Origin of the sequence: Cronobacter malonaticus LMG 23826 (assembly GCF_001277215.2) — a bacterium.
Classification (GTDB): domain Bacteria; phylum Pseudomonadota; class Gammaproteobacteria; order Enterobacterales; family Enterobacteriaceae; genus Cronobacter; species Cronobacter malonaticus.
In genome coordinates this window covers 1,853,566-1,878,358 of sequence record NZ_CP013940.1, presented here as the reverse complement: position 1 = coordinate 1,878,358, position 24,793 = coordinate 1,853,566, and the positions used below count along the sequence as shown (strand labels likewise).

Here is a 24,793-nt window from a genome sequence, read left to right as displayed (position 1 = left end):
TACTTCAGTTGCCGCAACCGGGGGAGTAGTCTGTCAACAAAAATTGACAGAGTGCGGAAAAATGCGGCGTCATGCTGTAAACCTGAGCAGGCATAACGCCGTTGGGGTTACTCTTCGCGCTCACGCTTCTGTTTTTGCAGCGTGGCTTTAACTTCACTCAACAGCTGGCGGCGGAAATCGCCCAGGCGCGGCTTGTCGTCTTCCGTCCAGGGCAGCGGACGGCACAGCTCCATCGCCTTTACGCCAAGACGCGCGGTCAGCAGCCCCGCGCCCAGCCCCTGCGCCACGCGGGCGGAGACGCGCGCGGCAAGATCCTGTGACATCCAGTCAAGGCCGACTTCGCGCACCATTTCGCTCGCGCCCGCGAAAGCCATATTGAGCAATACCAGACGAAACAGACGAATGCGGCTGTAGTAACCGAGTTCAATGCCGTAGATCGTCGCGATACGGTTGACCAGCCGCAGGTTGCGCCAGGCGATAAACGCCATATCCACCAGAGCCAGCGGGCTCACCGCAATCATCAGCGTTGATTCGGCCGCCGAGCGGCTGATAGCGCTGCGGGCCTGGCTGTCCAGCACCGGCTGGACGATATGCGCGTAAAGCGTCACCACTTCGCGATCGCTGTGGGTTTCATGGATCGCGGCATGCCAGCGCGCCAGCGCCGGATGCCCCTGCGTCAGCCCCGCCTGGCTCGCCAGCTTTTCACAAAACGCGCGCGCCTTGCCGCTGCCGTGGCTTGCCAGCAGCTCGCGCGCCTCGTCGCGCTCCTCTGCGCGTTCGCGCAGGCGATAAAGCCGCCGCCATTCGCTCGCGATCGCACCCACGCCCGCCGCCACAATCAGCCCACCGGCGACGCAGCCGCCAAGCGCTATCCAGTCGCGCGTGTACCAGGCGTTTGTCGCCCACTGCACGCCCTGCGCCACAACGCTTACGCCAAACAGGCCAAGCCCGGCCACCACCATGCGCCGCCACAGGCTGCGCCGGGGTTTGAGCGCGTTCTCCACCACACGCTCGGGCGCATCTGCGTTCAGCGTCTCTTCCTCAACGGCCGGTACAAACGCCTGCGCCTCGTCAAATGCCTGGGTGGCGCGAAGCGTCGGGCCTTCTTCCGGGCGCAGCGGCTCGTCAAATTCGCGGCGCGGTTTAATCTCGCTCATCGCAGCTTATCTCCTGTTAAAAATTCCAGCACCGCGTCCAGGCGGATATGCGGCAGCGGCCGGTCAACGTCCATCACGCGCGGACGAAAGGCTTCAAACTGAAAACCCTGCTGCTGCCAGAACGCGCTGCCCGGCAGCCGCGCCGGCACATCGCCAGGGTAAATGGTCAGCGGCGCGCCGTCGCTTAAGCGGTTGCCGCGCAGCGCCGGCACGCTTTCGCCGCGGCTTTCCACCATGCCGCTTTCTGTCGCCTGTATAGAGGCGATGCCCGTGCAGTCCATCTCGATACCTTCAAACGCGGCGTTCTGCCACGCCTCCTGCACCAGTTGCGAGAGCAGCGACACCAGATTCGCATGCTGATCGTGCGTGACGTGATCCGCTTTGGTGGCGGCGAACAGCAGTTTGTCGATCACCGGGGAAAAGAGACGGCGGAACAGCGTGCGCTGGCCGTAATGAAAGCTTTGCATCAGTTGCGTCAGCGCAAGGCGCATATCGTTAAACGCCTGCGGCCCGCTGTTGAGCGGCTGAAGGCAATCCACCAGCACTATCTGGCGGTCGAAACGCACAAAATGCTCCCGGTAAAAACCTTTAACCACCTTTTCGCAGTAGTACTGGTAGCGCTCGCGCAGCATGCCGATATTGGTCTGTTTGCCCGCCTGCGCCAGTTTTGTCTCGCCAACTTCATCCACACCTGGCCACGGGAAGAACTGCAACACCGGCGCGCCCGCCAGATCGCCCGGCAGCACAAAACGCCCCGGCTGGATAAAGTGCAGCCCTTCGCGTTTACACTGCATCAGGTAGTCGGTCCAGGCTTCCGCTATCTCCGCCAGACGCTTTTCATCGCCCGGCGCCAGCGGATCCAGCCCTTCGCACAGGCTCCGCCAGCGCTGCGCCCAGACGGCCCTGTCGCCCTGCAGCAGGCCCGTCATCTGCCGCGACCAGGTGAGATAGTCCTGCGCCAGCATGGGCAGGTCGAGCAGCCATTCACCGGGGTAATCGACAATATCGAGATAGAGCGTGGAGGTATCTTTAAAATGGCGCAGCAGCGATTCTCGCGAGCGATAGCGCAGCGCGAGACGGATCTCACTCACGCCGCGCGTCGGCGTCGGCCACGCGGGCGGCGTACCGAAAAGCTGCGCCAGCCCTTCGTCATAGGTAAAACGCGCGACGCCCATATCCTGCTGCGGCACGCGGCGCACGCCGAGCAGCCGTTCTTCGCGCACCGGCGAAAAGAGCGGCAGCCGCGCCCCGCTGTTAACAGATAGCAACTGATTCACCAGCGCAGTAATAAAGGCGGTTTTCCCGCTACGGCTAAGCCCGGTTACCGCGAGGCGCAAATGCCTGTCGACGCTGCGATTCATCAGCGCCTGCATTTCACTCTGAAGTTGTTTAATCATATCCCTGCCCGATGCGTTTATATCCTCTGATAATAACAGTAAGGTCCGGGCGCGGCGATTCAAGCCCCGCTGACGCCGATTTACAAAAACATGGCGCATGGACACTGCTGCGGGGCTTCAGTAAGATAATTTTGTTGAAGCGATGTAATGGAGCACGGTCGAATGTCCCCGACCATTTACGATATTGCCCGCGTGGCAAAAGTTTCCAAATCGACGGTATCGCGCGTTCTGAATAATCAGACCAATATTTCCGATGCTGCGCGCGAGCGGGTATTAAAAGCGATTGAAGAATTAAACTATCAGCCGAATAAAATGGCGCGCGCGCTCACCTCCTCCGGTTTCGACGCTATTATGGTGATTTCCGCACGCTCGACCAAAACCACGGCCGGTAATCCTTTTTTCTCGGAAGTGCTGCATGCGATTATGGCGCGCGCGGAAGAAACCGGCTTCGACGTTATTCTTCAGACGTCCCGTAACAGTGAAGATGATTTACAGAAATGCCTGACGCGTATTCGTCAGAAAATGATTAAGGGTATTATTATGTTGAGCGCGCCAGCCGATGAAACCTTTTTCGAAAGGCTTGATGAATGCGCTATTCCGGTGATAGTCATCGGTAAAGTCGCAGGGGATTATCAGCATATCGCCTCCGTCGATACCGATAATTATCACGACAGCATCGCGCTGACCGATACGCTTGTCGCGAAAGGTTGCCAGCGTATCGCCTGTGTGCACGCGCCGCTGGATTATCACGTCTCGGTCGACCGTCTGGCCGGGTTTCGGGCAAGCCTGGCGAAGCATCAGCGGCCTGACGACGCCGCGCTGGTGGTCGATGGCGGTTATACCCAGGAGAGCGCGCTGGATGCGGCGCGTCGCCTGCTGGCGCTGCCCAAACCGCCCGATGCGGTCTTCGCCACCGACAGCCTGAAACTGATGAGCGTCTACCGCGCCGCCGCCGAGCGCGGCATCGCGATCCCGGACGCGCTGACAGTGGTTGGGTATAGCAACGAAACGCTCTCTTTCCTGCTCACTCCACCGCCCGGAGGTATTAACGTTCCCACCCGACAATTAGGCGATGTCAGCAGCGCGTTGTTATTCTCCCGTATCGCCGGTGAATCTGTTCCGCCTCGTACGTTAATTCCTACAACGATTATCTGAAAAAAATAAGCTCCGCTACAGGCAGAGCTTATTTTTCATCGGTATGAAACTCAGGCGATCGCGGCTTCCGTCTCGCTGTCGAAGACGTGGCATTTCTTCATATCAAAGGCGATATTAATACGCTGGTCGGCCTGATAATCTTTATCCGCGCCTGCACGCACCACCATTTCATGCCCACCCACCGTGGCGTAAAGCATAAATTCCGCGCCCGTTAATTCTGCAACGGCAATTTTCGCTTCAACGGCGTCATCGCCGGTAACGCCGGGGAAAATATCTTCCGGGCGAATGCCTAATACCACGCCTTTGCGTTGATAGTCGCTGTCATTGAGACGCGCGAGTTTATTTTCCGGCAGCGGCAGCCTCAGCGTTTCCGTCACGAAATAGTCGCCGTCGATAGCCCCGCGAATAAAATTCATCGCGGGCGAGCCGATAAAACCGGCCACAAACATATTCGCCGGATGGTTATAGACCTCTTTCGGCGCGCCGACCTGCTGCACAATCCCGTCTTTCATAATCACGATGCGGGTTGCCATCGTCATCGCTTCAGTCTGATCGTGAGTCACGTAGATCATGGTAGTGTTAAGCTTCTGGTGCAGCTTGCTTATCTCAGCACGCATCTGGACGCGCAGTTTGGCATCGAGATTCGAGAGCGGTTCATCCATCAGAAAGACACCCGCCTCGCGGACAATCGCGCGCCCCAGCGCCACGCGCTGACGCTGGCCGCCGGAAAGCGCACCCGGTTTGCGCTTCAGATACTCTTTCAGCCCGAGAATTTGCGCCGCCCAGGCGACGCGCTCTTCAATAATCGCAGGCGACACCTTCTGCATCTTCAGGCCGAACGCCATGTTGTCATAGACCGTCATATGCGGATACAGCGCGTAGTTCTGGAACACCATCGCGATATTGCGCGCTTTGGCTGGCACGTCGTTCATCCGCACGCCATCAATCAGCAAATCGCCGCCGCTGATAGCCTCAAGGCCCGCGATCATACGCAGCGTGGTGGATTTCCCGCAGCCTGACGGCCCGACAAAGACGATAAACTCTTTATCGGCAATCTCCAGATTGAAGTCTTTAACGACGTGAACCTGGTTGTCATAAATCTTCTGAATATGTTGTAGAGAGAGTTGAGCCATAATCTGTCCTTGTTGTCAGCGCGCCGCGGCGCGCTGTTGTTGATTCCAGAGCGCGTGTAGCCGCGGCCAGGTGAGCTGCGCGGTGTTATCCAGCCGCAGCTGCGCGCCGCAAAGCCCTTCGCCGATGCCTACGGACGCCATACCGCAGGCGTTGATAGCATCGATACCCGCCTGCGCATCCTCCACGCCGATACAACGCGCCGCCGCCACGCCAAGCCCGGCGCAGGCGGCAAGAAATATCTCCGGGTCGGGCTTGGAGTGCATAAGCCTTGCGGCGTCGGCGCAGAAGTCAAACTGCGCGGCAAGGCCCAGCGCCTGTAAAATTGCAGGCGCGTTGAGCGACACCGATGCCAGCCCGATACCGATACCCTCCTGGCGCAGCGCCGCCAGCAGCGACGCGATGCCCGGCAGCACTGCCTGCGGCGTCAGCGTGCGTAATGATTCAACGTAAAGCGCGTTTTTGCGCGTGGCGAGTGACGCTTTTTCCGCCTCGCTGAATACATTCGCTTTCCCGCCCCAGGCGAGAATACGCTCCAGCGAGCCCATCCGGCTGATGCCTTTTAGCTGCTGGTTAAACTGCTCGTCGATAGCGATCCCCACCTCTGCCGCCACCTTGCGCCAGGCCACAAAATGCAGGTGAGCGGTGTCGGTAATCACGCCATCGAGATCGAAAATTACGGCGTCCGGTTTCATTTCGCCTCCCTGCGTTCGTCTGCTGACAGGGAGAACGTCCACTCACCTTCAATCTCCACTGCCGTATTGTTAACCAATAACCTGACGGCGCGATCGCTTCTGACCGTCAGCGACGCCTGGGTTATCTCAAAATGAAGCTGCTGCCCCTGCCAGCAGAAGGGAAACGCCAGCCGACGCCATGCGCGAGGGAGTGACGGCGTCACGTGAAGTTCCCCGGCTTTGACGCTGATCCCTGCGAAACCCTGTACCGCGCCTAGCCAGATAGCGCCAGTCGCTGCCGCGTGAATGCCGTCGTCGCTGCTGTGCGGCGCATCGCCGAGATCGATCTCACAGCCTGCGCGCCAGAAACGATACGCCTCATCGCGTCGCCCGCAACGGGCCGCGACAATGCCGTGGATGGCTTTACTCAGTGAAGAGTCATGAATAGTGCGCGGCTCGTAGTAGTCGAGATTCGCAGCCGCCGTCGCGTTATCGAACCGCCACGGCAGCATGTAGAGCAGCATCACGACATCCGCCTGCTTAAGAATCTGCATCTCGTTCACTTCCGCCCGCGAGTAATCCAGCAACACTGACTGGCTGCCCGCGCTTGCGCGATAGCGCGTGAGATCGAGAGTCGGTTTGCTGAAGAACGAGTCGTCTTGCGGGATCACGCCATCTTCACGCGTACCGGGCAGATACAGCCGCGCGAGAAAATCGTCGCACTGCGCCGTAAACGCGTCGTCCGGCATACCGAAGCGGCGGCGGATATCCCGCGCCAGCGCGACATTATGGTGCGCCAGATAACTGGTATAAGCGTTGTTATTGATGTGCTCGGTGTATTCGTCCGGGCCAATCACGTCATGCAATTCCAGCCGCCCGTTCACCGTCTGTGCGCGACTCAACCAGAAGCGCGCGGTCTCTTCCAGCAGTTCGCGGCCTTCGTGCGCCATAAACACATCGTCACCCGACGCCTGCCAGTACGCCGCCACCGCCCAGGCGATATCCGCCACCAGATGATGCTCGGCAAGCGCAGACGCCACCTTCTGGCGCAGGCCGGTGCGGATGTTGATCGCCGCGAATTCGGGCGTCTCTTCCTCGCCGCTGCGCGCGCTCTCCCACGGAAACAGCGCCCCCTGCCAGCCGCCGCGCGCGGCCTTACGCTTCGCGCCGGCAAGATTCAGCCAGCGGTAGCGCAGAAGCTGGCGCGCGACCGCTGGCGCGGTATGCAGATGAAACGGCAGCAGGAAAACTTCCGTATCCCAGAACACATGTCCTTTATAGCCTTCGCCGGTCAGACCTTTGGCGGCGATGCTGCTGCGCTCGTCGTGGCGCGGCGTCATGTCATGCAGATGATAAAGCGCGAAATCGAGCGCCTGCTGATCCTGACGGCTATCGCTTTCGACCTCGACGCGCGCCTGTTGCCACCAGACGCGACGGGCCGCTGAGGATTCCGCCAGCAGTCCGTCATAACCCATTGTGGCGCATTCACGGAGCGCAGCCAGCGCCGTCGCTGCCGCGCTATCATCCGGCGCGTCAAGCGACGCGCTGACCCAGGCGCATTTCTCAAGCGTGAAGCTTTCGCCCGCAACAAGCGTTTGCTGGCTGTGCTGCAACAGCCGACGGTTTTTCGCCGAGAAACTCACCTGCGCCTGCGGGCTCACCCGACAGGCGCAACCCAGCGTCACATCCGAGACGTTATCGAGTGTGCGATAGCGCGCCTGAAGGTAGCTGTTGTCAAAAACGCGGAGTTCACGCTCAGCCAGGTGCTGACGCCCGCTATTGGTCTGCGTGGCGTCGATGCCCGTCGCCACGCGCACGGTGGCCGCACTATCAACAGGCGTAATGGCGAGCCGCAGGCAGAACAGCCCAAGCCGCGTTTCCGAGACAAAGCGCTCGCTTTTGAGCATAAAACGCTGCCCGCGTGGCGAACGCCACTCGACGGTGCGCGTCAGCTCGCCGGTCGCAAAGCATAGCTCGCGGCGATAGCTCAGTATTTCGCCGCTGAGCAGGCTGAAAATTTCGCCGTTAAGCTCAATGTCCATTCCAACCAGATCTGGCAGATTGACCAGTTCTGTGGTTTCGCCCTCGCCAGCCCGGTGGTAAAGCCCGGCGAAAAGCATGCCGCGCGTCTGGGTGGTATAGGCTTCTTCATGCGTGGCGCGCACGCCCAGCGCGCCGTTACCGGCGGCCATCAGCGTGGCGTATTTATTGTGATAATGCGGATCGAAGCGCGCCTCGACAAGCGTGGTTAATGGATTCATAGCTCGACACACGTCCCTGTTTCTGCCGCCTGATAGATAGCCGCCACCAGCCGCTGGATCTGCCAGCCCTGCTCGCCGTCGGCAATTGGTGCAGGTTTTCCCTGCACACAGTCAAGAAACGCTTCCATGCTGCGCTGGTGACGTCGATCGTCTGCCTTTTCGCGCTGCATTAACGTCAGCAGCTCGCCGTCGCAGTCCTGATAAATGTGCGCCGGAAAGAGCGTCGCACCCGCTTTGTCGCCGCAGAATTCCACGTTCATCAGCGACTGCGGGGCGATATTGAGCGCAAACGAGGTTTCGAGCCGCAGGATATTGCCGCTGGCAAACTCCAGCGTGGCGAACAGCGCGTCTTCTACCGAGTACTGTTGTGGGTCCCAGCGGCCAAACTGACCGCTGCTTTTGGTGGTGCCAAGCTTCTGGAACGTGTGCGCCGTCACGCGAGATACCTGCGGAAACCCGAGCACAAACAGCGCGGCATCCAGCATATGAATGCCGATGTCGATAAGCGGCCCGCCACCCTGTAGCGCTTTGTTGGTAAACACGCCCCAGCCTGGCACGCCGCAGCGTCGTAGCGCCCGCGCGTTGGTGACATACACGTCTCCGAGCGTGCCGCTTGCTACCTGTTCGCGCAGCAGTTGCGTATCGTGCGCGAAGCGATGATGAAAATCGTAGGCCAGCACTTTACCGGCCCGCCGGGCGGCCAGACGCATCTCGTTAGCCTGTTCAGGCGTCATGGCGGGCGGCTTTTCACACATCACGTGACAGCCTGCTGCCAGCGCCTGCATCACATGTTCATGATGAAAACGGTTTGGCGAGCAGACGCTGACCACATCGGGGCGCGCCTCTGCCAGCAGCGTGGGGACATCCGTGAAAACGTGCCTGATGGCGTGGCGTTCTGCGAACGCCTGCGCCTGTTCAGGGCGGCTGTCGCAGACAGCCACCAGTTGCACCTCTTCACGCGTGCGGTAAAACGAGGCATGAACGTTATCCGCCACCTGACCGGCACCAATAATGGCCACCTTCAGCGGCGAGGTTTGATGAGCACTCATTTCGCACGCCGCCTCTTAACACTGACGCAGGAAGTCGAGCGACTGCCGGTAGGCCTGCGCCGGGTCGTCGGCCCGGATGCGGCATTCATAGACGATATAGCCGTCATAGCCGTCGGCGCGCAGTTGATCGAACGCGCTGTGAAAATCGATCGCCCCGCTGCCCGGCTGGTAGCGATGATTGTCGGCGATGTGGACGTGGCCTAAGAGATCGCGGTTATCGTGGAACGCCTTGCAGAGGTTATCTTCCTCGATATTCATGTGATAAAAATCGCCGATGATTTTGACGTGCTTCAGGCCGCCTTCAACGACATAGCGCCGCGCGTCGGCGAGCGTGTTGATCATGTGATCCTGATAGCGGTTGAGCGGCTCAAGGAAAACCGTGGTGCCGGTACGCGCCGCCACCTCATCGAGATAGCGCAGTGAATCGCTGACCGCTTTTCTGTCGCCCGCCAGGCTTCGCGGCGATTTCATCGGCGGCAGACGGAAGGTGAACATCCCCCAGGCCGCAGGCACCACAATCCCTTTGCCGCCCACTTCCGCCAGCGCCTCCAGAATGCGGGTGATCTGTGAAAGACCGTTCAGGCGGCGCTCCTCGATAAAGTCGCCGATCCAGCCGTCGTAACCACCGCAGGCGCTCGTCACCGGCAGGCCGGTTTCCTGAATCGCGGCTTTGACCTCTGCGAGATTATCCACCAGCAGCTTGCCGTCGATTTCATAGCCGTCAAAGCCCATTCCCTTGATGTAGCGGAATTTCTCCAGAAGATTTTCCGGGAAAAAAGCCTGGTTTTGCGTTGCGATTTTCATTGTTGTTTCATCCGTGAATTAAAAAGTGACGCCCATTTTGATGCTCAGTTCCGGGTGCTGGTCGACATACTTCATGTAGCTTTCGGCGCTCTGTGCGAAAGGCACGACCGGGTCAATCAGATCCTCGCAGTTGAGATAGCCGTTCATCAGCAGCTCCCAGCAGGTCTCTTCGATACGCTTGCGGCTCCAGCGCGGATAGTCCGGGTTCGGCTCGCTACACGCGCGGGAGAAGACAATTTTCGCATTGTTAAAGTGCGCTTCGCGCCCGAAGTTAAGGCTGGTGAATGGCTTGGCGAACGCCACATACGAGATGGTGCCGCCGTAGGCGATACCGCGCAGCGCGGCCTGAAGCGCATCAGCGTTGCCGCTGGTTTCGATAATGACGTCCGCGCCCTGTTTGCCGGTGAGCTTTTTAATTTCAAGCCCGATGTCCGCGCCAATGGGGTTAAAGGTGGTGTCCGCTCCATGACGGCGCGCGATGGTGCAGCGGTGCTCAATAGGATCGACGCCGATGACCACTGACGCGCCCGCTTTTTTCGCCAGCTGTACGGCAATCTGCCCGATAGCGCCAAGACCTACCACAACGACGAAATCGCCGACGCGCACGTTGCCGTCACGCACGCCGCTCATGGCGAACTGCGCCGGGTCATAGCAGACGGCGTTTTTCCAACTGCCGCCCTGCGGCATTTTGCGAAGCTTATAGTTATCCACGGCGTTAACGATGACGGTTTCCATCAGCGGACCATAGGTGCAGACCATATCGCCCACGGCATAACCGGTGACGCGTGCGCCGCGCTCGATAATCTCGCCCACCACCATATTGCCGAGCTGGAATTTGCCGAACTCAATGCCGCGCGGTGCGCCCTCCGGGCGCGGCGTAAAGAGCTGCCATTCGCTGGAAAACTCTTCATCAATAAACGGACTGGCCGCGCGGAAATCCACCACTTCGGTGCCGTGTTTCGGCGCGCCGAAGCGCACGCGGATTTTTACTTCATTATCCGCGACTGCACGGTCCTGATACTCCACCAGCGCCGCCACGCGCGGCGCCTGAGCCACTAATTTTTTCATTACTATCTCCCTGAAAATGACCCGGTCAGCCCTTAACGCCGCCGTCGGTCAACCCACTTTTTATGAAACGTTCGGAAAGCGCGTACATCACCACTACCGGCAGCGCCGTCACCAGCGACGCGGCCATCATGCGTCCCCAGATGTAGTCCGGCGTGCTAAAGAGCGTGTTCAGCCCGACGGGCAGCGTGAAGTTCGAGGCGCTGGAAAGGAAAATCGAGGCGAAGAGGTAATCGTTCCACGCCACCATAAAGCAGTAGACGAACACCGAGACCAGACCGGAAACCGCCAGCGGCACGGTGATGCGAAAGATGATTTGCAGACGGTTTAAGCCATCCATCATTGCCGCCTCTTCGATTTCATCCGGAATGGTGTCGAAGTAGCTTTTCAGCATGAATACGGCGGTCGGCAGCGTCTGCGTCACCATCGTCACGATAATGGCGAGCTGCGTGTCATAGATGCCAAGCGCGGTAATGATTTTGAACAGCGGCACCACCAGCAGAATGCCCGAGAACATATAGACCGTGTAAAAGCTGGCGTTGATGGTCATGCGGCCTTTAAAGCGCAGCTTTGACAACGCGTAGGCCCCGAGAATGCCGATAAACACCGCGACGCCGGACGACACCACCGACACCACCAGGCTGTTGCGAAAATAGGTGACGAACGGGAAGATCAGCGGATTGAAAATGTCGATATAGTGCTCCAGCGTCCAGTGCTGCGGGAACAGCGTCGGATGCAGCGAAATCGCCTCTTTGGGGCTTTTGAACGAGGTCATCAGCATCACAAAGAAAGGCAGCAGCGTCATAATCAGGAACAGCGCCAGCCCGAAGTAAAACCCCGCGCGCCGTGCAAAACGTTTATTTGTTGCCATGGAGATTCACCCGCTTTCTGGTAATCAGGATCACTGCGAAAATGATGATGAACAGCACGACGGAGATGGCCGCCGCTTTACCGAGGTCGTTGAACGCAAAGGCAGTTTTGTAGAGATACACGCCCAGGATATCGACTTTGGTCGTCAGCAGATAAACGTCCGCGAACATGTAGAACATCCAGATGGTGCGCAGCGTCACGACGGTCGCCAGTACCGGCATGATGGCGGGCAGCGTCACGATGCGAAACCGTTGCCAGGCGCTGGCGCCGTCCATCTCCGCCGCCTCGTAGAGCGATTTGTCGATGGTCTGCAAAATGGCCAGGAATGAGATAAAGGCGTAGGGGAAATAACGCCACACGGCGAACAGCACCACCAGCGCGAAGCTACTGGAGGGGTTATCGAACCACAGCGGTGCCTGGTCGTAGAGATGCAGCAGATCGCCCGCCACCCAGTTCACGACGCCATAGCCGTTGTTGAACATATATTTCCACGCAAATATCAGTGAAATGGACGGCGTGACGTAAGAGAGGAGCACCAGCGAGCGCGCGGTTTTGCGAAAGCGAAACTCACGGTTAAAGAAAATCGCCACCGCCAGCCCCAGCGCAGTGCTGCCCGCCACCACCAGCGCCGTGTACCAGCAGGTCATCCACAACGAGTGCCAGAAGCCCGGATCGCTGAGGATTTTGAGGTAGTTCTCAAGCCCGGTGAACTGCGACGGCAGGCGAGGGTTGAGCGGTAAACGTAGAAAACTGATTTCGATATTCGACAGCATCGGCCAGGCCACCAGGCCGCCCAGCAACAGCAGGCTGGGGGCCAGGAGCAGCATGGCGAATGGCATATCAGAACCACCTGAAGTTAACTTCTTCATGAGAGCCATTTCCTGCGTCGGGTTTACGGTCTGGCGACCAGTTCGTCGAGGCGTTTTTGCCCGTTAACCAGCGCCGCATCCGGCGATTTACCGCCGACCGTGACGCTGTTGACCATTTCGTTAATGACGCCGGAGCCGGTCACGTCGCCCATCCGCGTAAAATTTTTGTCACCGACCGAACCGAAGACCTGCACGTTAGGGAACTGCGCGATAAGCTCGCGGGTAAGGCCACCGAAGGCTTTAATGACCGGGTTTTGCTGGTAGATTTGTGTCTCCACCACCGCCTTGTTGACCGGCAGCGCCGCGCCCGGCGACATCAATACCCAGTCAGCAGCGTTTTCCGCCTGCTCCATAAAGACCACAAATTTCTTTGCTGCTTCTGTTTCCTCTTCGCGCTGTCCGGCCGTGATGGTGAGAGAAGTCAGCATCCCGTAGGCGGCAGCGGATTTTTTAGTCGGCACGATAAACCCGAGATCCTGCGGGTCGCCCTCTTTAAAGACCGCAGGCAGGATATACGTGGAATAAATAGCCATCGGCGCAGTGCCGTTCATAAAGGCGTCTTTGATTTCCATGACGTCATTCGAGCCAGGCATGGAGAGCGCGGCAAGTTCCCGGTAGTACTCCAGCGCCTCGCGCATTTCGGGCGTGTTGAGCGTAATTTTGCCGCTGGCGTCAAAGGCGTTCGCGCCATTAGAGAGCGCAAACTGCGAAAACGCCTGCTCGGTCATGACGCTCTCAGCGGTCGGCAGCGCGATGCCATATTTTTTATCGGAAGGCTTATTCAACAGCGTCGCGGCGTTCAGCAGCGACTGCCAGTCCTGCGGTTCGCTGACACCAACTTCCGCCAGACGCGATTTGCGGTACCAGACGCCGCCAAGCCAGGCGCTGATGGGCACACCGGTCCAGGCCGTGCCGTCTTCGGTACGTACAATGCGCAGCACGCCATCAAAGAACCGGGTTTCCCCTACCTGAGCCACGGCTGCTTTGATGGCCTCGCGATCGAGCAGTTGCTCTTTGTCCATCACTTTGGCGTAGTCGTGGCTAATCTCAATGACCTCCGGCAGCGCGCCGGAGCGGGCAAGCGTAGTGACTTTGGTGTTATAGGCGTCTTCTTCGACCGGCACCTGTTTTACGGTGATGCCAGGATTCGCTTTTTCGAAGCGATCGATAAGCCGCGTAATGACCGCCTGGCGCTCCTGCTCCACCGACGAATGCATAAATTCAATGGCGACATTCTCTTTTTTCTTGTCGTCACAGCCTGACATCAGGGCGCAGGCAACCAGTGCTGAAACCAGCACAATATTATTGTTTCGCATATTCAGTCCTTTCAGGCTTTGCTAAGCCACATTGCTTTCCACGGGGCGAGAGTGAGCGAGGCGCTATTTATCGTCGCGCCGGTGATTAATTCATGACAGCCGAGGGCGTCATAAGAAATCACCTGCGATTTATCACTGATATTAAAGAGAGCAATAACAGACGCGCCATTATCAGCGGTGCGGATAATTTCAAGCACTTCATCATTAATACAGCGCGCGGTAAATGCACTGTCGGGATGAAATGCCGAATGCTGGCGGCGAAGCGTAATAAGCTTACCAAGCTGCTCCCACGTATCGTGACGTAAATTGCCTTCGGTCTGTAACGCCGTGGCTATTTCCGTCTCGGTGTATTTCTGGCGGTTAATAGCGCGGTTATATCCAAGACGCGCAACGCCCTCTTCATCATTGCGCGAGCCAAGAATACTCTGGATATAAATGGCCGGAACGCCCGGGAACGTTAATAACAGCGCGTGGGCCAGCAGGAAACGCTCAAGGCGCGTCGCGTCGCTGTCATGCCGTGCGCTAAGGGCATCCATATACGTGACGTTGATTTCATACGGACTGCGCGTGCCATCGGGGTTATTTTTCCAGTTGACCCGCGCGCCTTCGGCCTGAAGGTCTTCAACCAGACGTAAAATAGCGTCTTCCGGGAGAATACCGCGCAGCGGATTAAGCCCAATCCCGTCATGCGAGGCCAGGAAATTAAACCAGGTGGTTTCTCCCACGCGCGCCTCGCTTAGCCCCTGCGCCCACTCGCAGAGCGTGCGGGCATTACGGGTATGAATAGCGTGCAGCACCAGCGGCGGCAACGGGAACTGATACACCATCTGCGCCTCATCAAACCCGTTGCCGAGATAGGCGATATTGTCTTTATGCGGCACGTTGGTTTCAGTGATGATTACGGTACCCGGCGCCACCACATCGGCGATAGCACGGAAAAGCTTCACTAACAGATGTGTTTTTTCCAGATGGATGCAGCTCGTTCCGGGTGTTTTCCACATAAACCCGACGGCGTCGAGGCGAACATATTGGGCTCCTTCGCGCAGATAATGCAAAAGGACATCCACCATCGCCAGCAACACAGCCGGGCTGGCGAAATTAAGGTCAATCTGATCTTCACTGAATGTCGTCCAGAGATGACGCACCCGACCGTTCTGCATCGTAAACGGCGTTAATAACGGCAACGCGCGCGGTCGGGTGACGGCGGATAAATCCGTCGCCGGGTCGACCGCAATAAAGAAATCTTCATAGCCCGGTTTTTGCGCGAGATAATCCGCAAACCATTCGCTTTGCGCAGAAATATGGTTGCAGACGAAATCAAACATTAGGCGCGCCTGGGTATTAAGCCTCGCGATATCGTCCCAGTCGCCGCACTGTGGGTCGACACGGTGGTAGTCCACAACCGAAAACCCGTCGTCAGAGGACCAGGGATAAAACGGCAAAAGATGGATATGCGAAAAATACGGTTTTAACCATTGCTCAAAAAAACGCTGAAAAGTCGCGAGGCGTTTTTCACCTGGCGCGCTGAACTGATCGGCGTAGGTAATTAATACGACATCCGTTTCATCCCAGCCTTTTTTACGCGGCGCGATAATGGCGTTGCGCGTCTGTAAAATATGATTTTCAAGCATTTCGAAATGCGAAGCAGTAAATACGTCGCCATAAATTCGCGTAATCAGATTTTTAATAACATCCAGATTTATCGCGTCGTTTGTTATTTTTTCCATTGATAACATTTCCATGGTAGCGGTCCCACGAAGAAAGGCTACCCCTGGCAAATAGAGGTGTCAACGCGCGATAAATTTCCTTTTAGGAATAAAACCCGGTTTCCGGAAATCAGTGTGAGTAATTGTGAAGTAGCGCAAAAAACGCCAGAAATAAAAAAGCCCGACAGGCTCGGGCTATTTGCGGGAAGGTTTATTGATATAACGCGCCGAGACGCGTTTCGCGAGCCGGTTTAGCAGTGGCTCCAGCGCAAACGCCAGCGCGATTTTAAGCGGTCGTCGGGCGACCGATTTCACCGCCCAACCGGCAAACCCTGCCGGGCCGTAACGCAGCGCGGTCATCAGCGCCAGTTTACCGGCGATTTTAAGCCCGGGCTTCGCACGGCGGGAGACTCGTTGCCAACGGCTGGTGGAATTCATAGCGGCTCCTTTATAACCGGGGGCGTCGCCCCCTGATAGCATCATTATAGCTGGCGGAAACGGCTGCGCAGCGAGAAGGCGTCTGACGTGACATAACGTTCCATCGCCCGCAAACGCTGCTCGCCTGCGGCAAGCTCGGCATCCACCGCATTCAGCAGTTCGCTGCTGGTGGGCGCTGCCTCCCCTTCCTGCGTCTCATCCAGCGGATCGAGCGCGAAGGTCAGAACGATATAGGCGACGATGGTGATAAAAAACAGCCCGAAGAGCATCGACAGCACGGTTATCAGCCGCACCAGCTTGACCGGCACGTCGAGATAGTGCGCGATACCGGCGCAGACGCCCTTCACCATCCCTTCGCGGGGAAGACGCCCCAGCTTTTTGCCGCTAAACGTACGCGTCATTATTGGTTTCTCCAGTTCGGGTGCTCAGCATCAAGAATTTGTTCCAGCGCGTGGATGCGTTCGCGCATGCGCTGCGCTTCTTCATTTAATTGTGCCAGACGCTGCTGTTCGCTCTGGGATAGCGCGTCGCGCCCGGAGCGGTTGCTGTAGTGAAGCCAGAGCCAGACCGGCAACACAAACAGCACAAACAGCGTTAACGGAATAGCCAGAAACAGTGCACTCATGGGTTCTCCTTACGGGTCAATATTGCGACGGCACGCTGCCGCCGCGCTCCTTGTCAACGCGGGCGATTATTCGCCGTCGCGCTGCTGCACTTTCGCTTTCAGCGCTGCCAGCTGCACGCTGATATCATCATCGGCTTTCAGTTCGGCGAACTGCTGATCCAGCGATTTCTGCTTACCAAAACCGTGGCTTTCCGCTTCGGCTTCCATCTGGTCGATGCGACGCTCGAACGATTCGAAACGCGCCATCGCCTCATCAATTTTGCCGCTGTCGAGCTGACGGCGGACGTCGCGCGAGGAAGACGCCGCCTGGTGGCGCAGAGTCAATGCCTGCTGACGTGCGCGTGTTTCGCTGAGTTTATTCTCAAGCTCGCCGATTTCCTGTTTCATGCGCGCAAGCGTTTCATCAAGCTGAGACGCTTCTTCTTCCAGCACGCGGATAATGTCGGTCAGTTTCTGTTTTTCAATCAGCGCGGCGCGGGCCAGATCGTCTTTATCTTTACGCAGCGCCAGCTCGGCTTTCTCCTGCCATTCGGCCTGCTGCGCGTTGGCCTGCTCAATACGACGCGCAATCTGTTTCTTTTCCGCCAGCGCGCGGGCGGAGGTTGAACGCACTTCCACCAGCGTATCTTCCATCTCCTGAATCATCAGGCGGACCAGTTTTTGCGGATCTTCAGCCTTCTCCAGCAGGGCGTTGATGTTGGCGTTCACGATGTCGGCAAAACGAGAAAAAATACCCATAATTTCATCCTCTACATGGTAAGACGGGCTAAGCCCTTGCTGTATGGCTTAATACAAACTCCGTGCCAGTTTTTTAATTCATTGATTATAAAGGATAGTTAAAATTTTACCGTTGCGACCTTCCAGGCTAGAGTAGTGATATACGCTACTAAGTGGTGAATTTCATCATGACGGAATACAAAGATAACCTGATTGGCGAGGCTAACCGGTTTCTTGAGGTGCTGGAACAGGTCTCAAGGCTCGCGCCGCTCGATAAACCGGTGCTGATTATCGGCGAGCGCGGCACCGGCAAAGAGCTTATCGCGCATCGTCTTCATTACCTGTCGCGCCGCTGGCAGGGGCCATTTATCTCGCTGAACTGCGCAGCGCTAAATGAAAATCTGCTGGATTCCGAGCTGTTCGGCCACGAGGCTGGGGCGTTTACCGGCGCGCAGAAGCGCCACCCGGGTCGCTTTGAGCGCGCCGACGGCGGCACGCTGTTTCTGGATGAGCTCGCCACCGCGCCGATGCTGGTGCAGGAAAAACTGCTGCGCGTGATTGAATATGGCGAGCTGGAGCGCGTCGGCGGCAGCCAGCCGTTGCAGGTCAACGTGCGGCTAATCTGCGCCACCAACGCCGACCTGCCGCGTCTGGTGGAAGAAGAGAAATTCCGCGCCGACCTGCTCGACCGCCTCGCCTTTGATGTGGTGTTGCTCCCTGCCCTTCGCGAGCGCGACAGCGATATCATGCTGCTGGCGGAACAGTTCGCCATCCAGATGTGCCGTGAACTGGGCCTGCCGCTCTTTCCGGGCTTTACGGATCGCGCGCGTAAGACGCTGTTCGGCTACCGCTGGCCGGGAAACATTCGCGAGCTGAAAAACGTGGTGGAGCGCTCGGTCTACCGTCACGCCAGCAGCGACGAGCCGGTGGATAACATTATTCTCGATCCGTTTCGCCGCGAGCAGGCGGAGACGCCGCCCGCGACGACGACCGATGCACAGCGCAGCGGCCCGTCGCTGCCGCTGAACCTGCGTAAATGGCAGCATGATGAAGAAAAACGGCTGCTGGAGACGAGCCTGCAGGCAGCGAAATATAATCAGAAACAGGCCGCGGAACTGCTCGGTCTGACCTATCACCAGCTGCGCGCGCTGCTAAAAAAACATGAAATTCGCTAAGGGCGGATACTTTTAACCCAAACGCCCGCAGAGTTTTTTACGCAGGCCGCGTAAGTGCGATACACTTTGCCTGGTGACTAAAACAACTCAAAAACTTATGCGCGGAATTCTCTCCCCTTTTTTAGCGACGCTCGGGCTACTGAGCGTACCGGCTTATGCTGCGCCTCCCGCCGAATCGCCCGGCGATATTCGCCAGAGCGGATTTGTCTATTGCGTTAATGGCCAGGTTAATACCTTTAACCCGCAAAAAGCGGGCAGCGGGCTGACGGTCGATACGCTCGCCGCCCAGCTTTATGACCGGCTGCTGGATGTCGATCCTTATACCTACCGGCTGGTGCCGGAGCTTGCCGAAAGCTGGGAGACGCCGGATGACGGCATCACCTGGCGTTTTCGCCTGCGCCCGAACGTGCAGTTTCAGCACACCCGCTGGTTTACGCCCACGCGCGCGCTTAACGCCGACGACGTGGTGTTCAGCTTTCAGCGTATTATCGACCCGAAACACCCGTGGCATAACGTCAACGGCGGCAGCTACCCCTATTTCGACAGTCTCCAGTTCGCCGATAACGTCCGCAGCGTGCGCAAGCTCGACAACCGCACCGTGGAGTTTCGCTTACGCCAGCCGGACGCCTCTTTTTTATGGCATCTCGCCACGCATTACGCGTCGGTGATGTCGGCGGAGTACGCCGCGGCGCTTGAGCGTAGCGGCGATCAGGAGGAACTGGATCGCGAACCGGTCGGCACCGGGCCGTTCCGTCTCGGCGAGTATCGCGCCGGGCAGTATATTCGCCTGCTGCGTCACGACGCCTACTGGCGCGGCAAACCGCAGATGCCGCAGGTGGTTATCGATCTCGGCTCTGGCGGCACCGGGCGTCTGTCGAAGCTCCTTACCGGCGAGTGCGACGTGCTGGCCTGGCCTGCGGCGAGCCAGCTTACGAGTCTCAGAGATGACCCGCGCCTGCGCCTGACGCTGCGCCCCGGCATGAATATCGCTTATCTGGCGTTTAATACCCATAAACCGCCGCTCGATAACCCGCAAGTGCGCCACGCGCTGGCGCTGGCCATTAATAACCAGCGCCTGATGCAGTCTATCTATTACGGTACGGCGGAAACCGCCGCGTCGATTCTGCCGCGTGCTTCCTGGGCGTATGACAACAACGCGAAAATCACCGAATACAACCCCGATAAAGCGCGCGCGCAGCTGAAAGCGCTGGGGCTTGAAAACCTGACGCTGAAACTCTGGGTGCCGACCAGCTCCCAGGCCTGGAACCCAAGCCCGCTCAAAACCGCCGAACTGTTGCAGGCAGATCTGGCGCAGGTGGGCGTGACGGTGGATATCGTCCCGGTGGAGGGCCGCTTCCAGGAGGCCCGCCTTATGGATATGAACCACGATTTAACGCTCGCGGGCTGGGCGACGGACAGTAACGATCCGGATAGCTTTTTCCGCCCGCTGTTAAGCTGTGCGGCCATTCGCTCGCAAACCAACTACGCCCACTGGTGCGACCGCGATTTTGACGGCGTACTGCAATCGGCGCTCTCCTCGCAGCAGCTGGCATACCGGATTGAAGCCTACACCCGCGCGCAGACGATCCTCGCGGAACAGTTGCCGGTGCTGCCGCTGGCGTCGTCGCTGCGGTTGCAGGCGTACCGTTATGATATGAAGGGCCTGGTGTTAAGCCCGTTCGGCAACGCCTCGTTCGCGGGCGTTTCGCGCGAACCCACTGAGGACAAACAGCCATGATTATCTTTACCCTGCGCCGTCTGGTGTTGCTGTTTATCACGCTGTTTTTCCTGACCATTGTCGGCTTCTGCCTGAGCTATTTTACGCCGCACGCGCCGCTTCAGGGTGCCTCGCTCTGGAACGCGTGGCTGTTCTGGTGCGACAGCGTATTGCACTGGGATTTTGGCGTCTCCAGCATCAACGGCCAGCTTATCTCCACCCAATTGCGCGAAGTGTTCCCGGCCACGATGGAGCTGTGCGTGCTGGCCTTCGGGCTGGCGCTGCTGGTGGGTATTCCGGTCGGCATGGCGGCGGGCATTCTGCGCCATAAATGGCAGGATAAAATCATCAGCGCGCTGGCGCTGCTCGGCTTTTCGATTCCTGTGTTCTGGCTGGCGCTGCTTTTTACGCTGTTCTTTTCGCTGACGCTCGGCTGGTTCCCGGTCTCCGGACGCTTCGACCTGTTGTATGAAGTGAAAACGGTGACGGGTTTCGCGCTGATTGACGCCTGGCTTTCGGACTCGCCGTGGCGTCACGAGATGATTTTAAGCGCGCTGCGCCATATGGTACTGCCGGTGCTGACGCTCGCCGTCGCGCCAACCACCGAAGTGATCCGCCTGGTGCGCGTCAGCACTGTTGAAATCCTGGAGCGCAACTACATCAAAGCGGCCGCCACGCGCGGGCTGTCGCGTCTGACTATTCTGCGCCGCCACGTGCTGCATAACGCCCTGCCGCCGGTTATCCCGCGTCTGGGGCTGCAATTTTCCACCATGCTGACGCTCGCGATGATCACCGAAATGGTCTTTAGCTGGCCGGGCCTTGGCCGCTGGCTGATTAACGCCATTCGCCAGCAGGACTACGCCGCGATTTCCGCGGGTGTGATGGTCGTCGGGTCGCTGGTGATTCTGGTGAACGTGATTTCGGATATTCTGGGCGCGCTGGCGAACCCGCTGAAACATAAGGAATGGTATGCCTTACGATAGCGTCTATCGCGAGAAACGCGCGCCGGGCGCGCTGCGCACCGTCTGGCGTAAATTTTATGGCGACACCGTCGCGATGGTGGGCCTGTACGGTTGTGCGGGTCTGGTGCTGTTGTGCGTGTTCGGCAGGCTCTTTGCGCCCTACGGCATCGATCAACAATTTCTCGGCTATCAGTTGCTGCCGCCGTCATGGTCGCGCTATGGCGAAGTTTCGTTCTTCCTCGGCACCGACGATTTAGGACGCGATCTGCTAAGCCGCCTGTTGAGCGGCGCGGCTCCTACCATCGGTGGCGCGTTCGTCGTAACGCTGGCGGCGACCGCCTGCGGGCTGCTGCTGGGCGTGCTGGCGGGTGCCACCCACGGGCTGCGCTCGGCGGTGCTCAATCATGTGCTGGATACGCTGCTCTCGATTCCGTCACTGCTGCTGGCGATTATCGTGGTCGCCTTCGCCGGGCCGCAGCTAAGCCATGCGATGCTGGCCGTCTGGCTGGCGCTGGTGCCGCGCATGGTGCGTTCGGTATACAGCATGGTGCATGACGAACTGGAAAAAGAGTATGTGATCGCCGCGCGGCTGGATGGCGCGACCACCTTTAATATTCTGTGGTTCGCCGTACTGCCTAACACCGCCTCGGTGCTGGTCGGCGAAATCACCCGCGCGCTGTCGATTGCGATTCTGGATATCGCAGCACTCGGTTTTCTCGATCTCGGCGCGCAGCTCCCCTCGCCCGAATGGGGCGCGATGCTCGGCGACGCGCTGGAGCTGATTTACGTCGCGCCCTGGACAGTAATGCTGCCGGGGGCCGCCATTATGATTAGCGTATTGCTGGTCAATTTACTGGGCGACGGCATTCGTCGCGCCATCGACGCGGGGGTGGAATAATGCCGCTGCTGGATATTCGTAACCTGACGATTGAATTTAAAACCAGCGAAGGCTGGGTGAAAGCGGTGGATCGCGTGAGCCTGAGCCTGCCGGAAGGCGACATTCGCGGGTTGGTGGGCGAATCGGGCTCCGGTAAAAGCCTGATTGCAAAAGCGATTTGCGGCGTGACCAAAGATAACTGGCGTATCACCGCCGACCGTATGCGCTTTGACGATATCGACCTGCTGCGCCTGTCGCCGCGCGAGCGCCGCCGTCTGGTGGGCCATAACGTGTCGATGATTTTCCAGGAGCCGCAATCCTGTCTCGATCCGTCCGAGAAAATTGGCCGCCAGCTGATGCAAAACATCCCCGGCTGGACGTACAAAGGCCGCTGGTGGCAGCGTTTCGGCTGGCGCAAGCGCCGGGCCATCGAACTGCTGCACCGTGTCGGGATAAAAGATCATAAAGACGCGATGCGCAGCTTCCCGTATGAACTGACGGAAGGCGAATGCCAGAAGGTGATGATAGCGATTGCGCTCGCCAACCAGCCGCGCCTGCTGATTGCCGATGAGCCGACCAACGCGATGGAGCCAACCACCCAGGCGCAGATTTTCCGCCTGCTGTCGCGGCTTAACCAGAATAACAACACCACGATTCTGCTTATCAGCCACGATTTACAGATGCTGAGCCAGTGGGCTGACCGTATCGACGTGCTCTACTGCGGGCAGACGGTGGAAACCGCGCCGAGCGAGGAGCTGATTTCCACCCCGCACCACCCTTATACCCAGGCGCTGATCCGCGCGATTCCGGATTTCGGCAGCGCGATGCCGCATAAAAGCCGCCTCAATACGCTGCCGGGCGCGATCCCGCTGCTTGAGCATTTGCCGATTGGCTGCCGCCTGGGGCCGCGCTGCCCGTATGCCCAGCGCAAATGTATCGAAACCCCGCGTCTCGACGGGCCGAAAAATCATCTTTTCGCCTGCCATTTCCCGCTGAATATGGAGAGAGAGTGAAATGGTGGAAACGCTGTTGCAGGTTCGCAACCTGAGTAAAACCTATCGTTACCGCACCGGCTGGTTTCGCCGCCAGACCGTCGAGGCGGTAAAGCCGCTGAGCTTTACCCTGCGCGAGCGCCAGACGCTGGCTATCATCGGCGAGAACGGCTCGGGTAAATCCACGCTCGCCAAAATGCTGGCTGGCATGGTCGCGCCGACCACAGGCGATCTGGTGATTGACGATCATCCGCTGACGTTTGGCGATTATTCGTTTCGCAGCCAGCGGATCCGCATGATTTTCCAGGACCCGTCGACGTCGCTCAACCCGCGCCAGCGGATTTCGCAAATTCTCGACTTCCCGCTGCGGCTTAACACCGATCTGGAGCCGGAAGCCCGCGCGAAGCGCATTAAAGAGACGCTGCGTATGGTCGGTCTGCTGCCCGATCACGTGAGTTACTATCCGCATATGCTGGCACCGGGCCAGAAGCAGCGTCTGGGCCTCGCGCGCGCGCTCATCCTGCGCCCGAAAGTCATTATCGCCGACGAAGCGCTGGCGTCGCTCGATATGTCGATGCGTTCGCAGTTAATCAACCTGATGCTGGAATTACAGGAAAAACAGGGTATCTCTTATATTTATGTCACCCAGCACATCGGCATGATGAAACACATCAGCGATCAGGTGATGGTGATGCATCAGGGCGAAGTGGTGGAGCGCGGCAGTACGGCCGATGTTCTCGCCTCGCCGCTGCACGATTTAACCAAACGGCTTATCGCCAGTCATTTCGGCGAAGCCTTAACCGCCGACGCCTGGCGGAAAGACCGCTAATCCGCCATCTGTAGTGGTCGGATTAACTCCTCCGGCGAGTCATGTTAGAATCGCCGCGTTTTAACGACGGCTGGCGCTTTCGGCCAGCCGCCATAACAATGACGATAAGGATTAAAAGCTATGGGTTTTCTTACCGGTAAGCGCATTCTGGTGACTGGCGTAGCCAGCAAACTGTCCATCGCGTACGGTATCGCACAGGCAATGCACCGTGAAGGGGCTGAACTGGCGTTCACCTACCAGAACGACAAGCTGAAAGGCCGCGTGGAAGAGTTTGCCGCTCAACTGGACTCCAGCATCGTGCTGCCGTGTGACGTTGCGGAAGATGAAAGCATCGACGCGCTGTTCACCGAGCTTGCCAAAGTCTGGCCGAAATTTGACGGTTTCGTACACTCCATCGGTTTCGCGCCGGCTGACCAGCTGGATGGCGACTACGTTAACGCCGTGACCCGTGAAGGCTTCAAAATCGCGCACGACATCAGCGCATACAGCTTTGTGGCAATGGCGAAAGCGTGCCGTTCTATGCTGAACCCGAACGCGGCGCTGCTGACCCTCTCCTACCTGGGCGCAGAGCGCGCTATCCCGAACTACAACGTGATGGGTCTGGCGAAAGCGTCTCTGGAAGCCAACGTACGCTACATGGCGAACGCGATGGGTCCGGAAGGCGTGCGCGTTAACGCCATCTCCGCAGGCCCGATCCGCACGCTGGCGGCTTCCGGCATTAAAGATTTCCGTAAAATGCTGGCGCACTGCGAAGCGGTCACCCCGATCCGCCGCACCGTCACCATTGAAGACGTGGGTAACTCCGCGGCGTTCCTGTGCTCTGACCTTTCCGGCGGTATCACCGGTGAAGTGGTTCACGTTGACGGCGGTTTCAGCATCGCTGCGATGAACGAGCTGGAACTGAAATAATCTTCCGGGTTCTCGCCAAAGGGCAGGTTTTCAACCTGCCCTTTTTATTTATACCTTTCTGATATTTGTTATCACCGAACAATCTTTTATCGCCGCGA

24 protein-coding genes are annotated in these 24,793 nt (G+C 58.4%); 8 read left to right on the top strand and 16 right to left on the bottom strand.

Translation table 11 applies throughout. The annotated features are described in order from the left end of the window. Positions 1 to 107: 107 nt before the first annotated feature. Positions 108 to 1,157 (bottom strand): YcjF family protein, encoded by a 1,050-nt coding sequence (locus AFK66_RS08975; RefSeq protein WP_007782139.1) that lies wholly within the window; start codon positions 1,155 to 1,157, stop codon positions 108 to 110. After that, positions 1,154 to 2,554, bottom strand: a complete 1,401-nt coding sequence (locus AFK66_RS08970; protein ID WP_202628961.1) for a YcjX family GTP-binding protein — start codon at positions 2,552 to 2,554, stop codon at positions 1,154 to 1,156. The genes AFK66_RS08975 and AFK66_RS08970 overlap by 4 nt, the downstream gene beginning before the upstream one ends. A 162-nt stretch (positions 2,555 to 2,716) precedes the next feature. On the opposite strand from AFK66_RS08970, the gene AFK66_RS08965 reads away from it, so the two are divergent. Further along, positions 2,717 to 3,709, top strand: coding sequence for a LacI family DNA-binding transcriptional regulator (locus tag AFK66_RS08965; protein WP_023898624.1), 993 nt, complete (start codon positions 2,717 to 2,719; stop codon positions 3,707 to 3,709). A gap of 50 nt (positions 3,710 to 3,759) precedes the next feature. Here AFK66_RS08965 and AFK66_RS08960 read toward each other — a convergent pair whose 3' ends face one another. The 14 genes from AFK66_RS08960 to pspA all read right to left on the bottom strand — a co-directional run bounded on the left by AFK66_RS08960 (position 3,760) and on the right by pspA (position 17,255). After that, positions 3,760 to 4,842 (bottom strand): ABC transporter ATP-binding protein, encoded by a 1,083-nt coding sequence (locus AFK66_RS08960; protein WP_023898623.1) that lies wholly within the window; start codon positions 4,840 to 4,842, stop codon positions 3,760 to 3,762. A 15-nt stretch (positions 4,843 to 4,857) separates the two neighbouring features. Next, positions 4,858 to 5,535, bottom strand: a complete 678-nt coding sequence (gene pgmB, locus AFK66_RS08955) for a beta-phosphoglucomutase (protein ID WP_023898622.1) — start codon at positions 5,533 to 5,535, stop codon at positions 4,858 to 4,860. Next, positions 5,532 to 7,775 carry a glycoside hydrolase family 65 protein gene (locus AFK66_RS08950; RefSeq protein WP_023898621.1) on the bottom strand — a complete coding sequence of 748 codons (2,244 nt, stop codon included), beginning with the start codon at positions 7,773 to 7,775 and terminating at the stop codon, positions 5,532 to 5,534. The genes pgmB and AFK66_RS08950 overlap by 4 nt, the downstream gene beginning before the upstream one ends. Then, complete coding sequence (locus AFK66_RS08945; protein WP_007782118.1) at positions 7,772 to 8,824, bottom strand: D-glucoside 3-dehydrogenase; 1,053 nt, start codon at positions 8,822 to 8,824, stop codon at positions 7,772 to 7,774. Before AFK66_RS08945 ends, AFK66_RS08950 begins: the two co-directional genes overlap by 4 nt. Before the next feature lie 15 nt (positions 8,825 to 8,839). Next, positions 8,840 to 9,628, bottom strand: a complete 789-nt coding sequence (locus tag AFK66_RS08940; protein WP_007782115.1) for a 3-dehydro-D-guloside 4-epimerase — start codon at positions 9,626 to 9,628, stop codon at positions 8,840 to 8,842. An 18-nt stretch (positions 9,629 to 9,646) separates the two neighbouring features. Continuing rightward, the gene (locus AFK66_RS08935; protein ID WP_023898619.1) at positions 9,647 to 10,696 is read right to left on the bottom strand and encodes a D-guloside 3-dehydrogenase; all 1,050 of its coding nucleotides are present in this window, start codon (positions 10,694 to 10,696) and stop codon (positions 9,647 to 9,649) included. Positions 10,697 to 10,721: 25 nt separating this feature from the next. Continuing rightward, positions 10,722 to 11,564, bottom strand: coding sequence for a carbohydrate ABC transporter permease (locus tag AFK66_RS08930; RefSeq protein ID WP_007782109.1), 843 nt, complete (start codon positions 11,562 to 11,564; stop codon positions 10,722 to 10,724). Beyond that, complete coding sequence (locus AFK66_RS08925) at positions 11,551 to 12,432, bottom strand: carbohydrate ABC transporter permease (protein WP_007782106.1); 882 nt, start codon at positions 12,430 to 12,432, stop codon at positions 11,551 to 11,553. The genes AFK66_RS08930 and AFK66_RS08925 overlap by 14 nt, the downstream gene beginning before the upstream one ends. A gap of 23 nt (positions 12,433 to 12,455) precedes the next feature. Next, positions 12,456 to 13,748: an ABC transporter substrate-binding protein gene (locus AFK66_RS08920; RefSeq protein WP_007782103.1), complete on the bottom strand. Its 1,293-nt coding sequence runs from the start codon at positions 13,746 to 13,748 to the stop codon at positions 12,456 to 12,458. 11 nt (positions 13,749 to 13,759) lie between these two features. Continuing rightward, positions 13,760 to 15,475: a sugar phosphorylase gene (locus AFK66_RS08915; RefSeq protein WP_032986322.1), complete on the bottom strand. Its 1,716-nt coding sequence runs from the start codon at positions 15,473 to 15,475 to the stop codon at positions 13,760 to 13,762. Positions 15,476 to 15,649: 174 nt separating this feature from the next. Beyond that, complete coding sequence (gene pspD / locus AFK66_RS08910; RefSeq protein WP_007782096.1) at positions 15,650 to 15,892, bottom strand: phage shock protein PspD; 243 nt, start codon at positions 15,890 to 15,892, stop codon at positions 15,650 to 15,652. A 44-nt stretch (positions 15,893 to 15,936) separates the two neighbouring features. Continuing rightward, entirely contained in the window at positions 15,937 to 16,293 is a 357-nt protein-coding gene (pspC, locus tag AFK66_RS08905; protein ID WP_007776398.1) for an envelope stress response membrane protein PspC, read from the bottom strand. Next, the gene (gene pspB / locus AFK66_RS08900) at positions 16,293 to 16,517 is read right to left on the bottom strand and encodes an envelope stress response membrane protein PspB (RefSeq protein ID WP_004385364.1); all 225 of its coding nucleotides are present in this window, start codon (positions 16,515 to 16,517) and stop codon (positions 16,293 to 16,295) included. Before pspB ends, pspC begins: the two co-directional genes overlap by 1 nt. Positions 16,518 to 16,583: 66 nt before the next feature. Next, on the bottom strand, positions 16,584 to 17,255 hold the full coding sequence (gene pspA, locus AFK66_RS08895) for a phage shock protein PspA (RefSeq protein ID WP_007782094.1): 672 nt from the start codon (positions 17,253 to 17,255) through the stop codon (positions 16,584 to 16,586). A 167-nt stretch (positions 17,256 to 17,422) separates the two neighbouring features. On the opposite strand from pspA, the gene pspF reads away from it, so the two are divergent. The 7 genes from pspF (at position 17,423) to fabI (ending at position 24,695) form a co-directional block, all read left to right on the top strand. Next, positions 17,423 to 18,409: a phage shock protein operon transcriptional activator gene (pspF, locus tag AFK66_RS08890; protein ID WP_032983445.1), complete on the top strand. Its 987-nt coding sequence runs from the start codon at positions 17,423 to 17,425 to the stop codon at positions 18,407 to 18,409. A gap of 97 nt (positions 18,410 to 18,506) precedes the next feature. Then, positions 18,507 to 20,147: an ABC transporter substrate-binding protein SapA gene (gene sapA / locus AFK66_RS08885; RefSeq protein WP_023898614.1), complete on the top strand. Its 1,641-nt coding sequence runs from the start codon at positions 18,507 to 18,509 to the stop codon at positions 20,145 to 20,147. Continuing rightward, a complete protein-coding gene (gene sapB / locus AFK66_RS08880) occupies positions 20,144 to 21,109 on the top strand; it encodes a putrescine export ABC transporter permease SapB (RefSeq protein WP_007775455.1) in 966 nt (321 codons plus the stop codon). The genes sapA and sapB overlap by 4 nt, the downstream gene beginning before the upstream one ends. Beyond that, positions 21,096 to 21,986 carry a putrescine export ABC transporter permease SapC gene (gene sapC / locus AFK66_RS08875; protein WP_007775458.1) on the top strand — a complete coding sequence of 297 codons (891 nt, stop codon included), beginning with the start codon at positions 21,096 to 21,098 and terminating at the stop codon, positions 21,984 to 21,986. The genes sapB and sapC overlap by 14 nt, the downstream gene beginning before the upstream one ends. Then, positions 21,986 to 22,978 (top strand): putrescine export ABC transporter ATP-binding protein SapD, encoded by a 993-nt coding sequence (gene sapD, locus AFK66_RS08870; protein WP_004385360.1) that lies wholly within the window; start codon positions 21,986 to 21,988, stop codon positions 22,976 to 22,978. Before sapC ends, sapD begins: the two co-directional genes overlap by 1 nt. Position 22,979: 1 nt before the next feature. After that, positions 22,980 to 23,786, top strand: coding sequence for a putrescine export ABC transporter ATP-binding protein SapF (sapF, locus tag AFK66_RS08865; RefSeq protein ID WP_007698262.1), 807 nt, complete (start codon positions 22,980 to 22,982; stop codon positions 23,784 to 23,786). A 120-nt stretch (positions 23,787 to 23,906) separates the two neighbouring features. Beyond that, the gene (fabI, locus tag AFK66_RS08860; RefSeq protein ID WP_004385358.1) at positions 23,907 to 24,695 is read left to right on the top strand and encodes an enoyl-ACP reductase FabI; all 789 of its coding nucleotides are present in this window, start codon (positions 23,907 to 23,909) and stop codon (positions 24,693 to 24,695) included. Positions 24,696 to 24,793: the final 98 nt, after the last annotated feature.